The organism is Epilithonimonas xixisoli, from assembly GCF_004365655.1.
Taxonomy (GTDB): Bacteria; Bacteroidota; Bacteroidia; order Flavobacteriales; family Weeksellaceae; genus Epilithonimonas; species Epilithonimonas xixisoli.
Map to the genome: position 1 here is coordinate 717,785 of NZ_SOEO01000002.1, position 14,180 is coordinate 731,964.

The 14,180-nt window shown below is 37.3% G+C and carries 14 protein-coding genes; 9 read left to right on the plus strand and 5 right to left on the minus strand.

The window, feature by feature from the left end:
- The 3 genes from B0I22_RS10715 (at window position 1) to B0I22_RS10725 (ending at window position 2,749) form a co-directional block, all read left to right on the plus strand.
- Window positions 1–390: a DUF4296 domain-containing protein gene (locus tag B0I22_RS10715; protein ID WP_133944673.1), complete on the plus strand. Its 390-nt coding sequence runs from the start codon at window positions 1–3 to the stop codon at window positions 388–390.
- 61 nt (window positions 391–451) lie between these two features.
- Window positions 452–1,582, plus strand: a complete 1,131-nt coding sequence (tgt, locus tag B0I22_RS10720) for a tRNA guanosine(34) transglycosylase Tgt (protein ID WP_133944675.1) — start codon at window positions 452–454, stop codon at window positions 1,580–1,582.
- A 72-nt stretch (window positions 1,583–1,654) separates the two neighbouring features.
- Entirely contained in the window at window positions 1,655–2,749 is a 1,095-nt protein-coding gene (locus B0I22_RS10725; protein WP_133944677.1) for an LptF/LptG family permease, read from the plus strand.
- Between the two features lie 54 nt (window positions 2,750–2,803).
- Here the strand turns inward: B0I22_RS10725 and B0I22_RS10730 are convergent, their stop codons facing one another.
- Window positions 2,804–3,514, minus strand: a complete 711-nt coding sequence (locus B0I22_RS10730) for a biotin--[acetyl-CoA-carboxylase] ligase (RefSeq protein ID WP_133944679.1) — start codon at window positions 3,512–3,514, stop codon at window positions 2,804–2,806.
- Window positions 3,515–3,602: 88 nt separating this feature from the next.
- Between B0I22_RS10730 and rsfS the strand changes: the two genes are divergently transcribed.
- The 6 genes from rsfS (at window position 3,603) to B0I22_RS10760 (ending at window position 9,181) form a co-directional block, all read left to right on the plus strand.
- Complete coding sequence (gene rsfS, locus B0I22_RS10735; RefSeq protein WP_133944681.1) at window positions 3,603–3,965, plus strand: ribosome silencing factor; 363 nt, start codon at window positions 3,603–3,605, stop codon at window positions 3,963–3,965.
- Window positions 3,966–4,005: 40 nt separating this feature from the next.
- Window positions 4,006–5,967, plus strand: coding sequence for an ATP-dependent zinc metalloprotease FtsH (gene ftsH / locus B0I22_RS10740; RefSeq protein WP_133944683.1), 1,962 nt, complete (start codon window positions 4,006–4,008; stop codon window positions 5,965–5,967).
- Between the two features lie 126 nt (window positions 5,968–6,093).
- Window positions 6,094–6,672, plus strand: coding sequence for an LUD domain-containing protein (locus B0I22_RS10745; RefSeq protein WP_133944685.1), 579 nt, complete (start codon window positions 6,094–6,096; stop codon window positions 6,670–6,672).
- 9 nt (window positions 6,673–6,681) lie between these two features.
- A complete protein-coding gene (locus B0I22_RS10750; RefSeq protein WP_133944686.1) occupies window positions 6,682–7,557 on the plus strand; it encodes a phosphatidate cytidylyltransferase in 876 nt (291 codons plus the stop codon).
- 9 nt (window positions 7,558–7,566) lie between these two features.
- Window positions 7,567–8,220, plus strand: coding sequence for a phosphatidylserine decarboxylase family protein (locus B0I22_RS10755; RefSeq protein ID WP_133944688.1), 654 nt, complete (start codon window positions 7,567–7,569; stop codon window positions 8,218–8,220).
- A 166-nt stretch (window positions 8,221–8,386) separates the two neighbouring features.
- The gene (locus B0I22_RS10760) at window positions 8,387–9,181 is read left to right on the plus strand and encodes an alpha/beta hydrolase (protein WP_133944690.1); all 795 of its coding nucleotides are present in this window, start codon (window positions 8,387–8,389) and stop codon (window positions 9,179–9,181) included.
- A 41-nt stretch (window positions 9,182–9,222) separates the two neighbouring features.
- Here the strand turns inward: B0I22_RS10760 and B0I22_RS10765 are convergent, their stop codons facing one another.
- From B0I22_RS10765 to B0I22_RS10780, 4 genes are all read right to left on the minus strand, one after another.
- Window positions 9,223–9,600, minus strand: coding sequence for a DoxX family protein (locus tag B0I22_RS10765; RefSeq protein WP_133944692.1), 378 nt, complete (start codon window positions 9,598–9,600; stop codon window positions 9,223–9,225).
- Between the two features lie 18 nt (window positions 9,601–9,618).
- A complete protein-coding gene (locus B0I22_RS10770) occupies window positions 9,619–9,828 on the minus strand; it encodes a hypothetical protein (protein ID WP_133944694.1) in 210 nt (69 codons plus the stop codon).
- 139 nt (window positions 9,829–9,967) lie between these two features.
- Window positions 9,968–12,370 (minus strand): endopeptidase La, encoded by a 2,403-nt coding sequence (lon, locus tag B0I22_RS10775; RefSeq protein ID WP_133944696.1) that lies wholly within the window; start codon window positions 12,368–12,370, stop codon window positions 9,968–9,970.
- A 277-nt stretch (window positions 12,371–12,647) separates the two neighbouring features.
- The gene (locus B0I22_RS10780; protein ID WP_133944698.1) at window positions 12,648–13,868 is read right to left on the minus strand and encodes an aminotransferase class V-fold PLP-dependent enzyme; all 1,221 of its coding nucleotides are present in this window, start codon (window positions 13,866–13,868) and stop codon (window positions 12,648–12,650) included.
- Window positions 13,869–14,180: the final 312 nt, after the last annotated feature.

A 14,180-nucleotide genomic window follows, 5' to 3' on the forward strand; every position in this document is an offset into this window, starting at 1 on the left:
ATGAAGCATTTTGTTTTTTCTTTAATGATGATTTTCTGTGTTTTGTCTTGTCAAGAGGCGATACAAAAACCCGACAACCTTTTGTCTGAGGAAAAAATGTCGGAAATCATTGCGGATTTTGCGATTAATGAACAGAATTATACGATTGGAAATAACATCAATACTGAAAATGCCACGAGATTTATCCTTAAAAAATATAAAATCAAAGGGGAGCTTTTCACAAAAAGTTACGAATATTATATGACCAAACCTGAAACAATGAAAGAAATTTTGGACGAGGCACAAGTCATCATCAAAACAAAAGACCCGAAAGCAGAAGCCTTCATCAATAAAAAATTAAAAGGAGTTAGCACCAATGCAAATGGAACCGCCCCTGCAATGGCGCAATAAATTTGAAAATAAATTCAGTTCCGCAAAAAACAATTGCGGAAAGTGAAAATAAGATATACGAATGAAATTTTTTGAAATCGAAAAAACTTCAGAATCCAAAGCAAGAGCTGGAGTTATCAATACAGACCACGGACAAATCCAAACCCCGATTTTTATGCCGGTTGGAACTGTTGCATCTGTGAAAACTGTGCACCAGAGAGAACTTAAAGAAGATATCAAAGCGCAAATCATCTTAGGAAATACCTACCATTTGATGCTTCGTCCGACGATGGACATTATGGAAAAAGCGGGCGGACTTCACCAGTTTATGAATTGGGATCTTCCAATCTTGACAGATTCCGGCGGTTATCAGGTTTTTTCGTTAGCAAAAAGCAGAAAGATTACTGAAGAAGGTGTGAAATTCAAATCACATATCGACGGAAGTTTGCATTTTATGTCGCCTGAAGTTTCTATGCAAATCCAGAGACAAATTGGCGCTGATATTTTTATGGCTTTTGATGAGTGTATTGCTTATCCGAGCGACTATAATGCCGTGAAAACATCAATGGAGCTCACGCATCGTTGGTTGAAAAGATGCATCACTTGGACTGAGGAAAATAAAGAATTGTACGGTCACAAACAGAGATTGTTCCCAATTGTTCAAGGTTCTTGTTTTTCAGATTTAAGAAAAATTTCCGCTGAGGTGATTTCTGAAGCTGGAGCCGAAGGAAACGCAATCGGTGGACTTTCCGTTGGTGAGCCAGAACCGGAAATGTACAGAATCACAAATGAAGTGACGGACATTCTCCCAAAAGACAAACCAAGATATCTGATGGGCGTTGGAACACCTTGGAATATTCTGGAAAGCATTGGTTTCGGTGTAGATATGATGGATTGCGTAATGCCGACCAGAAACGCGAGAAATGCAATGCTCTTCACGTGGCAAGGTGTGATGAATATGAAAAACGAACGTTGGAAAGAAGATTTTTCTCCACTCGACGAGTTTGGAACAAGTTATGTTGACAGCGCTTACAGCAAGGCTTACGTGCGTCACCTTTTCGTTTCGAAGGAATATTTGGCAAAACAAATTGCATCGATTCATAACTTGGCATTTTACCTTGATTTAGTGAAAGTTGCGAGAGAACATATTGTTGCAGGCGACTTCTATCAATGGAAAGATTCTATCATTCCGCAGTTGAAGACAAGGCTGTAAAAGATACAAGAGAAAAGTAAAAAGAATCAAGAGAAAATCAATTATCAATCATCATTTATCAATTATAACTCGATGAAAATCATAGACCTTTACGTCATCAAAAAATATTTGGGAACCCTCATTTTTATGTTGGCACTTTTGTCTATCATCATTATGGTTGTGGATGTTCAGGCAAAAACGCCGAGGATTGAGAGCAACGGATTTACAGTTGGCTATTTCCTGCTTAATTTTTATCCGTTTTGGATTCTGAATCTGATTCTGACCTTTATGTCGATTCTGGTTTTCATCACAGTGATTTTCTTCACTTCGAGAATGGCGAATAACACAGAGATTGTTGCAATCATCAGCAGTGGTGCGAGTTTTCACAGGTTTGCGAGGCCCTATTTAGTCACATCGGTTTTGATATTTATAATGACTTTGGCGGTGAATCACTTCATTTTGCCTTGGTCCAACATCAAGAAAAACATCCTCGAACCTTACACTTACAACAGTATGAATCGGGAGAAACTTCTTGGAAATATGAGCATCGCTTCGAATATCAGCCCGACGGATTATATTTTTGTCAACAGCTACAACAAGAAAGAAAACCGCGGAACTGGCTATATGTATCAGAAATTTGATAAAAACAAAAAGCTTATTTATCAAATCTCGGCGATGGACATCCAATGGGAAGCGAAGAAAAAACATTTCGTCATTAATAATTATACAGAACGGACGGCGAGTAAAAATGATACCGAAATTCTTGGAAGCGGAACAACGAAGATTCAAGATTTCAAGTTGCCACCTTCAGAATTATTTCCTGATAAATTGGTGGCTCAAAACAAAACTACACCCGAACTTCTGACGATGATAGAACGGGAAAAAATGAAAGGAAACAACAACGTAACTTCCTTTTACAATGAGCTTTATCAAAGAACCTCAATGCCTGTTTCTATTATTATTTTGACATTTCTCGGACTGTCATTATCATCACAGAAAAAACGTGGTGGATTGGGACTTAACCTCGCATTAGGAATTGCTTTGGCGTTCTTATTCGTATTTTCTTTCCAAGTTTTGAATGTGGTTTCCGAAAACAAAACCTTGACACCACTTTTGGCAATGTGGCTTCCGAACATCGTTTTTGCTCCAATTGCAGCTTATCTTTATATCAAAAGAGCGAATCAGTAAATTTTTGGTTTAATCGCAAAATCGTTAAATTGTTTCATCAATGCGTTTCAGAGTTCAGTAGAGAAGTTCAATCTCCTTGTGGAAGAATTTTTGCAAGCCTTCATTTTCCAGATCAATCCAAAGAAAACCATTTTTGTCAGCATTTTTGATAATGCCATTTTGGCGCAAATCATTTTTTTGAAAAACTGAGATTTCGTCTTTTCGGAAGAGCGATTGATTATAGATATTCAAGATTTCTTCTTCTGGACTAATGTACTGTATTCTTGAAATCAAATATTGATGAAATTGATGCGTAAATCTTGTCAAATCAAAATTTAAATCTGTGGCAGTCAATACAGAACCAGCTTTTGGAAGATTCGAAAAATCGGTCTGAAGCACATTAATCCCAATTCCAAGAATGTAATATTCCACATTCTCAACTTTTTTCTTTTCGATGAGGATGCCACAAACTTTTTTTCCGTTCAGGATGATGTCGTTTGGCCATTTTATTTTACAGCCCGCATTGGTCAGATTGGCAAGAAAATCCCGGACAATGATAGCGGTATAATAATTGAGGAATGTATCGGAAATACGGATGTTTGAAGTTTTGACAGCGATAGAATAAGCCAGATTCTGATTGCGAATTACCTTCCAAATATTCCCATATTGTCCACGACCTTTTGTTTGATTAAAAGTAAAAACAGCAGTTGGTTCGTCTTCATTTAAAAGCGATAAAATTTCGTCGTTAGTAGAAAAACAATTTTCAAAGTGGAAAATTTGGCTCATTTATGAAAACTTTAAGAGATAATAAAAGTCAGAAACAAAAGATAAATAGATTAAAATCAATAAATTTGCAAATTAGACAATTTTTTTAATGAGTAAAATTACAGAAAAACAATTACTAATCGATAAGATAGTAGATTCGATTCAAGATACAAAAGGAGAAGACATCTTGGTCTTCGATTTATCAGGCATAGAAAACGCAGCAGCAGAAACTTTTATCATCTGCAGTGGAAACTCAAACACGCAGGTTTCCGCAATCGCTGGGAACATCCAAAAAAATGTAAGAAACGACCTCAACGACAGACCTTGGCACGTAGAAGGGACTGAAAACTCCATGTGGGTTTTGGTAGATTACGTTTCTGTGGTGGTGCATATTTTCCAAAAAGAAATCCGTGAATATTACGATATCGAGGAGCTTTGGGGCGATGCCAAAATCACGAAAATAGAAAGCTAAAAAAGATGCATTTTGCATCCACAATTTTTAAAAAATAAGAATGAATAACAAAGGATTCAATTGGTTTATACCCGTTATACTGGGACTTATTTTACTGATATTTCTTCCAGGACTTCTTGGAGATTCTATGGTAAAAAACATTGATGAAAAAGAATTTTACAATCTTGTAGAAAAAGGAAAAGTTGGTGAAGTGATGGTCTATAGAGACAACTTCAAAGCCGATGTTTACCTTACGAAAACTGCAAAAGCAGAATTGCAGAAAGGACAAAAAAAGGAAGACCCTCTTTCTGTAATCAACATAAAACCTAGCCCGGACTATGTACTTACTTATGGGGATTTGAGATATTTCCAAGAACGTTTTGAAGGTATTAATTCAAAATTGCCAACCAAAGCTAGAATGGAATTTGGAAAAAGCCAAAGTGGTTTCTCTGAGTTGTTATTCACTTTAGCACTTTGGGGCGGGCTTTTCGCATTGCTTTACTTCTTCATTTTCAGAAAAATGGGCGGTGGCGCAGGCGGACCTGGTGGACAAATCTTCAGCATTGGGAAATCGAAAGCGAAGTTGTTTGACGAGAAAGACAAGATGCAAATTACTTTCAAAGATGTTGCAGGTTTAGAAGGCGCAAAAGAGGAAGTTCAGGAAGTTGTAGATTTCTTGAAGAACTCGGAAAAATATACAAAACTTGGAGGTAAAATTCCAAAAGGTGTTCTATTGGTTGGTCCTCCGGGAACTGGTAAAACTTTGCTGGCGAAAGCTGTTGCGGGTGAAGCTAAAGTTCCGTTTTTCTCACTTTCTGGTTCAGATTTCGTGGAGATGTTTGTAGGAGTTGGAGCTTCCAGAGTAAGAGATCTTTTCGCTCAGGCGAGAGCAAAATCTCCGGCGATTATTTTCATCGATGAGATAGATGCCATCGGTAGAGCTAGAGGAAAAGGCGGCATGCAAGGTGGAAACGATGAGCGTGAAAACACTTTAAATCAATTGCTTACAGAAATGGACGGTTTTGGAACAGATGTCAACGTCATCGTAATGGCAGCTACAAACCGTGCTGATATTTTAGATAAGGCCTTGATGAGAGCGGGACGTTTTGACCGTTCCATCTATGTAGATCTTCCAGAATTGCACGAGAGAAAACAAATTTTCGAGGTTCATTTGGCTAAAATCAAAATGGATGACTCGATTGATAGAGAATTTTTAGCAAAGCAAACGCCAGGATTCAGCGGTGCTGATATTGCGAATGTGTGTAACGAAGCAGCGTTGATTGCAGCAAGAAACTCTCACGAGTCGGTTAACAAACAAGATTTCTTGGACGCGGTTGATAGAATCATCGGAGGTCTTGAAAAGAAAAATAAAGCCATCAAACCTTCTGAAAAAAGAAGAGTTGCCTTCCACGAGGCTGGTCACGCAACTATTTCTTGGTTGGTAGAGCACGCAGCACCACTTTTAAAAGTGACAATCGTTCCGAGAGGACGTTCGCTTGGTGCGGCTTGGTATCTTCCGGAAGAAAGACAATTGACAACAACGCAACAAATGTTGGATGAGATTTGCGCTACACTTGGAGGTAGAGCGGCAGAACAGACGGTTTTGGGCAATATTTCTACCGGAGCGTTGTCCGATCTTGAAAGAGTGACAAAACAAGCCCAGGCAATGGTTACAATCTATGGTCTGAATGATAAAGTAGGAAACATTTCTTACTATGACAGTTCTGGACAATCTGAGTTCAGTTTTGGGAAACCGTATTCTGAGGAAACGGCTAAATTAATTGACGAGGAAATCTCAAAATTAATTGAAACACAATACCAAAGAGCAATCACAATCTTGACAGAAAACAGAGATAAATTGGATGCTTTGGCCAACAAGCTTTTGGAAAAAGAAGTGATTTTCCGTGAGGATCTTGAGGAAATTTTCGGAAAACGTGCTTGGGATCCAGAATTGACAGAAAATCCAGTCTCTAGTGTTGACAATCCTGCGGAAGCTGGAAATGTTTTAAACACAGAGAGTTAAGATAATTAAAATGAATAATTAATATGAAAATCCTAATTTTTTTAGGATTTTTGTATTAAAAGAAAGTTTTGGTTTTTAGAGTATTATATAATTTTTTTACATTTGTATTAATTAAAAGCAAAAAAATTGAGTCTGTTTAAAAAATTCGTTAATAAAATAATGAATCAGCCTGAGGAGGAAGAGCCGGATGTTACGAAATTGGCAGACCAACTTCGCGATGCTGATTTGGACTACAAGTTTGCGCAACTTTTTACGCATTCTGGTGGATTCTTCAATTATTGCGCGGATGAATCTGAGGCTTTGCAAACACTGAATCAGATTGTAAAAATAGAACAGATCAACAATGTTTTCTGTTGGGATCAGGATTTGAAAAACTTTTTGGATGTTATCAAAACATCTAATTCTCCGGAATTGACAGAAGAAAACGACGCTGCTTTCATCACTTGCGAATATCTGATTGCTTTTGATGGCAGAATTATGCTTTCTCACAACAATATTCTACATTACCATTCCTCCAGATTGCCAAGTAAAATCATCATTATGGCAAATGTTTCGCAGATTGCAAGCAATCTGAACGAAGCTATGATGAAGGTAAAACGTGCAGGAAACCTCAAGAATTTGACTTCTATCAGCGGAAGTCAGTCCAAATTGGATACTCCGAATAAGGATAATACCAAACTTTTCTTACTTTTGCTGGAAGATTAAATTTCAGTTTTGGATAAAAATTTCATTCAGCGTACCATTTCGGGACTTGTTTACGTTCTCGTCATCGCGATTTGCACCACACCTTTAGGAGAATATCTGTTCAGCAGTTTTCTGCCAGAAGTAAAACAGCAATATCTTTTCTATGGATTGATTACATTCTTCCTTGTCGTAGGGCTTTATGAATGTATGAAGATTATGAAATTTGATAACAGCATTTATAAATGGCTGGTCTTCCCGATTGCGGCGTTTATCTATTATAAATTTACAAAACGATTTTTCTACCACGGTTTCTTCTTTGATGTCAACTTCAGCGAGATGTTGTCTTTGGCATTAATTCCCATAGCTGCAATTACACTTTTCAAGTATTCTCGTGAACTTTATTTCGAAAATGGCAAATTGATTTTTACTGTGGTTTACTTGGCTTTGCCTTTCGGTTTTGCATTAGGATTACCAAAATTCAGTACACTTGACCCGGAAAAATCTTTTACTTTAGAAGTTTTTATGCTGTTCGTTTTGATTTGGAGCAGTGATACTTTTGCTTATCTCACAGGAAAATTCTTCGGAAAACATAAGATGGCACCAAGGATTTCTCCTAAAAAAACTTGGGAAGGATTTGCTGGAGGCGTGGTTCTGACATTGATTTTAGGATTCTTCGTAGAGCAGTATTTCCCTGAGTTGAGAGGCAATTGGATGATTGTCGGACTGTTGATTTCTATCTTTGCACCTTTGGGAGATTTGGTAGAAAGTCAGCTAAAGCGTAGTTTTGCGGTTAAAGATAGTGGAAACATTATTCCTGGTCACGGCGGTGTTTTGGATAGGCTGGATAGTTTTATCATTTGTGCGCCAGTGATTTACTTATATTTTATTTTAGAAAAATTAGTTTAAAAACGACTTATGAAACTACATAAAGAATCAAAAGGAACCCTGATTGTTGCAATTTTGTTCATTGCATTTGTCGGAACCATATCCATTTATTATTTACATTTATGGTCATTGGTAATTTTAATTCCACTTTTAGTAATGTTGGGATTGATTTTCTGGTTTTTCCGAGTTCCGACAAGAGCCATTTTGGACCACACAGAAAATGTGATTGCACCCGTTGATGGAAAAGTGGTAATGATAAAAGAAGTTTTCGAAGATGAAGTTTTGAAAGCTAATTGCATTCAGGTTTCTATTTTTATGTCACCTTTGAACGTTCATATTTGCCGTTATCCGGTGAGTGGAGAAGTAAATTACAAGAAATACCATCCGGGTAAATATCTTGTTGCTTGGCACGAAAAATCTTCTACAGAGAACGAAAGAACAACGGTTGCTGTGCAAAGTTTGACCAATCATCAAGTCGTTTTCCGCCAGATTGCGGGTTATGTGGCGAGAAGAATTGTTTTCTATTGTAATGTTCAAGATGAGGCAAAAGCTGGACACGAATTTGGATTCATAAAATTCGGTTCTAGAATGGATGTTTTTCTTCCTTTGGATACAGAAATCCTTTGTAAAATCGGAGACAAAACAAAAGGCGGTCTAGACGTTATCGCAAGAATGAGAGATTGATTTTTCATTAATATAAAATTCAAAACGAGACTTAATAATTAAGTCTCGTTTTTTGTTTAATCCCGAGAATTGACGGTTTGGTCGGGATTATTTACCATTCGGTCTATTGTTTTTCGTAATGAGAATTTGGCGTTCTAAATTTGAATCATAATTAACAATCAAACTTATGAAAACATCATTATTCTTCTCATTGTTCCTCATCTTACTATCATTTTTTTCCAAAGCTCAAATGGATGACAAATTCTACCAGCCGAAGAAAGAAATGAAAACTTTGGAATTCAAAAACATCGAAAATATAAGTCTGCCAGTGGAAAACGACACCATCACAGCAGTCATTTTGAAGCCAGAATCAAAATCAATCAAGAAAACAATTATATTCTTTCACGGCGCAGGAGGAAATATCTCAACTTATCAATACATCACAAAACCGTTGGTGGAAAATGGGTTCCAAGTCGTGATGGTAGATGTGAGAGGTTACGGAAAATCAACTGGGAAACCAACGCACCTGAACGTCGCAGAAGATGGTCAAAAAATGTTCGATTATCTATTGACTAGAAAAGACATTCAGAATACAAAAATCTACATTTATGGCGCGTCTTTGGGTTCGCAGGTTTCAACACATTTGGCTAAAGATAATCAAGCAAAAATTTCAGGTTTGATTTTGGACGGCGGAATGTCATCTTTCACAGATATTGCCATTCGTTTCAAGCCAGAAATGAAAGAAATCATCGAAAAATATGTGACATCACCCTACTCCGCAAAAGAAGATGTGAAATCTTTGAAAGGTCTTCCAAAATTGTTCATCTACAGCAAAGGCGACTCCACAGTTCCTTTTGAACACGGACAAACTATTTATAACAATGCGCCTGAGCCAAAACAATTCATCGAATTTTCCGGAGAACATCTTCAGGCGATGGTTGTGGATCAGGAAAAAATCGTAAAAGCCATCGAGCAATTGTAATAGAAAAGGGAAGATATAATCAATCTTCCCATTTTATTTTTTTAGCCTAATAAAGCTTTGTATTTTTCTCGATTATCTATCAAAACCCAGATGTTAATCAATAGAAGAACGACTGCGATGATTCTGCCTTCTACTGTTGGAAATAGGGTGAAATTGTGAAGTACAATCCCAACCATTACAGGTAAGATTACAATTGCGCCAAGAGCTCTTGTTTTCGGAATGATGAATAGCAGGCCTCCAATAATTTCCACAGCACCAATTAATGGCATCAGCCAAACGATTTCTCCAAAGGCAGAAAACAATTTCATTTGTTCAGGTTCCATTTCCGGCATTGGCATATAATGCAGGAACTTGTCCAATCCGGCGTTGATGAACATTAAACCGAAAAGGAGACAGAGGATAAATTTAATGTATTTCATAGTTTGTAAATTTTATAGTTATTGTTTTATTTCTACAGAGTCACTTTCTTGGATTGGTTCTCTTCCTCCGCCAAACTGTGTTGCAAAAAGGATAGCCAAAACGGCGAAACAGACCAACAAAGTAGCAATCACAATGAAAATCTTTTTACGCAATGTAAGATTTGGAATGTATGAAACCAAAAATATCAAGATGACCAATAAAATTACAAATAATGCGGTGATTCCCATAGGATGTTTTAAAATTCTAATCTAAACGAATTTGTAAATACGAATTTAATAAAAATATGAATCCAATATTAAAATAAAAAATCCGTCCGAGAAAATTTCCCGAACGGATTGATATTTTGAATATTATCTTAATTATATTCTACTTCAAAGCAATCTCGACAACTTCGCTCATATTGGTCACATAATTGACTTTCAAATGTTTCAGGTAATCTTTTTTAATTTCCTCAACATCTTTTCTGTTCGCTTCACAAAGAATCACTTCTTTGATTCCGGCTCTTGTAGCGGCAAGTAATTTTTCTTTGATTCCTCCAACTGGAAGCACTTTTCCGCGAAGTGTAATCTCGCCTGTCATTGCCAAATGAGGTTTCACTTTTTTGTTTTTATAGCTTGAAACCATAGATGTCAACATTGCGATTCCCGCAGATGGACCATCTTTTGGCGTCGCACCTTCTGGAACGTGGACGTGGATATTTTTCTTCTCGATATCTTCTTCAGAAATTCCCAATTGCTCGTGATGCGCTTTGATGAATTCCAAGGCGATTGTCGCAGATTCTTTCATCACGTTTCCAAGATTTCCGGTCATCGTAAGAGCACCTTTTCCTTTTGATAAAATACTTTCTATAAAGAGAATATCACCACCAACACTTGTCCAAGCTAAGCCTGTTACAACACCTGGAACATCTGTAATCTCAGCTAAAGTTTTTGGTCTTGGAACGCCAAGAATCTCATCCACTTTATCAACAGAAATTTTCGGATCAAATTCTTTCTCCATTGCGATTTGAAGTGCTACCCAACGTGCAACGCCTGCAATTTTCTTCTCCAATGTTCTCACGCCACTTTCGGAAGTGTGAGCATCAATGATATGTTTCAATTCTGCGTTTCCGAGTTTTAGATTTTTAGAATCCAAACCATTTTCACGCAATTGTTTTTTCACCAAATGTCTTTTTGCGATTTCAATCTTTTCTTCCAAAGTGTAACCCGCAATGCTGATGATTTCCATTCTGTCCAAAAGCGGACGCTGAACGGAAGAAAGCGAATTGGCTGTTGCAATGAACATCACTTTCGAAAGATCATAACCAAGTTCTAAGAAATTATCATAGAAATTATTATTCTGCTCAGGGTCAAGAACTTCCAACAAAGCTGAACTTGGATCACCGTGGATTCCTTGTCCAATTTTATCAATCTCATCCAAAACAATCACAGGATTTGAAGTTCCTGATTTTTTGATAGATTGAAGAATTCTTCCCGCCATCGCACCGATGTAGGTTTTTCTGTGTCCGCGGATTTCACTTTCGTCGTGCAATCCACCAAGGGAAACTCGAACATATTTTCTGCCCAATGCATCAGCCACAGATTTTCCAAGCGAAGTTTTCCCAACACCTGGAGGACCAACCAAACAAAGAATCGGTGATTTCATATCATTTTTCAATTTCAGAACGGCGATGTGTTCCAAAATCCTTTTCTTGATGTCTTCTAATCCGAAATGTTCTTTATCCAAAAGCTTTTCCGCCTTGTTCAAATCAAATGCATCTTTGGAATAATGTTCCCAAGGAAGATCGGTGAAAAAGTCAAGATAATTACGCTGAACGTTATAATCCGGCGAGCTGGAATGTTGTCTGGAAAGTCTTTGTAATTCTTTTTCGAAGTGTTTTTCTACCTCGTCATTCCATTTTAGTTTGGATGCTTTTTTTCTAAATTCATCTGCGTCAGATTCTGCGCCACCGCCTAATTCTTCTTGGATTGTTCGGATTTGTTGATTCAGAAAATATTCTCTTTGCTGTTTGTCTAAGTCTTTGCTGGTTTTCTGATGAATTTGGCTTTTCAATTCCAAATGACGGAAATCGTCGTGCATCAATTCGTACAAGTTTTTTGCACGTCCAATCAATGTTTTCTCGTCCAGCAATCTTTGTTTTTTGTCTGAAGAAAAATTTCCATTTGCGGAAACAAAATTCAAAAGATCTTCGTATCCATCAATGTTTTTCAGGGCAAATTGCGCCGCATTCGGAATATTTGGGTCAATGTTGATGATTTTTTCTGCCAAATCTTTGATGTTGTCCATCAATGCAGAAAATTCTTCTTTATCTTTTGGTTGCGTGTCTCTTTGTTTTGTAATTTCTGCCAAGAAGTAAGGCTCATTGGAAACAAATTTTTTCACTTTGAATCGCTGAACACCTCTCGTAATCGCAGTGATGTTGCCTTCTGGGAGCGTGATTATTTTAAGAATTTTTGCCAAAGTTCCAACCGTGTAAAGATCTTGCTCAGTCGGGTTTTCTTCATTTGGATTTTTTTGGCTAATGATTCCCACGAGTTTGTTTTCTCTTTGGGCATCTTCCAAGAGTTTTTTGGATTTTTCCCTGCCCGCTGTAATTGGCGTGATGACTTTTGGGAACATTACCATATTTCTCACGGGGAGAATTGGGAAAACGGTTTGGGTTTTGTCGGCTTCCTGATTTCCAAAGTCGTCCAGATTGATTTCTTCTGCCACGATTCCGAAACCTTCGTCTAGGATTTCCTCAAAACTGATATTTTCAAATTCTGTCATAGTATGTTGAATGACAAATTGTCATTAATCTTAATTAATATAAAAATCGTTTCTCCAATTTAATGGAAAAACATTACTGTTACGAATGAATCTATAATTTCGCAAGAGATATGCCAATAGGAAAAGCAATACAATTTGGCAGATATTAAAAACAAAAACCTCCCGAAATTAATCGAAAGGTTTATTTTTTTAGTTCTCGCTGATTTGGCAGATAGAGCAGATTTTTCTCAATTTAAATCTGCAAAATTAGCTTGATCTGCGAGAATATATTGTCCATTTAAACCAACATTCTTTGCGCTTTCTTGACGCCTTCCACCAGAATATCAATTTCTTCCAAAGTATTATAAATTGCAAAACTTGCGCGAACAGTTCCGGCTATGTTGAAGAAGTCCATAATCGGTTGTGTACAATGATGTCCGGTTCTCACAGCGATTCCCAATTTGTCGAGAATCATTCCTGTGTCAGAAGCAATTCCTGCGCCTTCCAGGTTGAAAGAAACTACGCCAGTTCTATTGGCTTTTTCGCCATAGATTTTGATGCCTTCCAATTCCAGAAGTTTTTTCTGAGCGTAATTCAGAAGGTCATTTTCGTGGTTTTGAAGATTTTCGTGACCGATGTTTTCAATGAAATCTACAGCCGAGCCAATCGCAATATTTCCGCCAACATTTGGTGTTCCAGCTTCAAATTTGAAAGGTAAACCTGCGTAAGTTGTTTTCTCGAAACTGCAAACGGCAATCATTTCACCACCGCCGTGGAAAGGATGAAGATTTTCGAGTACGGATTCTTTCCCGTAAAGAATTCCAGTTCCCATTGGTGCGTACATTTTATGTCCTGAGAAGACAAAGAAATCACAATCCAGTTTTTGAACATCGATTTTGAAGTGTGGTGCGGATTGTGCGCCGTCAATCAAAACGTAAGCGTTGGAAAGTCTTCTTGTTTTTTCGATGATTTCCTCGATGGGATTGATGATTCCCAAAGCGTTAGAAACTTGATTTACGGAAACGATCTTTGTTTTTTCGTTCAGCCATTCGTCCAAAACATCGATTTGGAGGATTCCGTTTTCGTCCATTGGGATGACGCGGAGTTTTGCGCCGGTTCTTTCGCATAGCATCTGCCAAGGAACGATGTTGGAATGATGCTCCAAGTAAGAAATGATGATCTCGTCGTTTGGTTTGATCTGATTGGTCAAAGCGTAAGCCACGAGATTGATTCCTTCCGTCGTTCCTTTGGTGAATATGACTTCGTAGTCGTATTTTGCATTGATGAAACGTTGGATCTTCTGTCTGGAAAGTTCCATTTCTTCTGTTGCTAATTGACTTAAAGTATGGATGCCACGATGAACATTGGCGTTGATGGTTTCATAATATTGTTCCCAAGTTTTGATAACTGAAATCGGTTTTTGGGAAGTTGCAGCGTTGTCCAGATAAACTAATGGTTTGCCGTTGACTTCTTGATTCAGAATTGGGAATTGGGCTCTTATATGATTGATGTCGAACATTTTAAATTAGATGTTAGAATTTAGATGTTAGAATTTAAACCAATTGGAAAATTCTTAAAAATATGATTAAACGTTGAATCTTTGCAGCCCGACTTGAGCGGAAATCCTTTTTTGCGTGAACTCAATTTCTATTTAATTCGAAATCGTCTGCAAAAAAGATTGGGAGCGGAAGGCGGAAATAGCTGCCCAAATAATAATTAATTATTTAGAATGCGTCAAAGTTACGGCAAATTTTATTATATTTTTCGATGTTAAATATTTATAAAATAAGTCTAATTCTTGCTTCTTGGAATAATAATTGACTATTTTTGA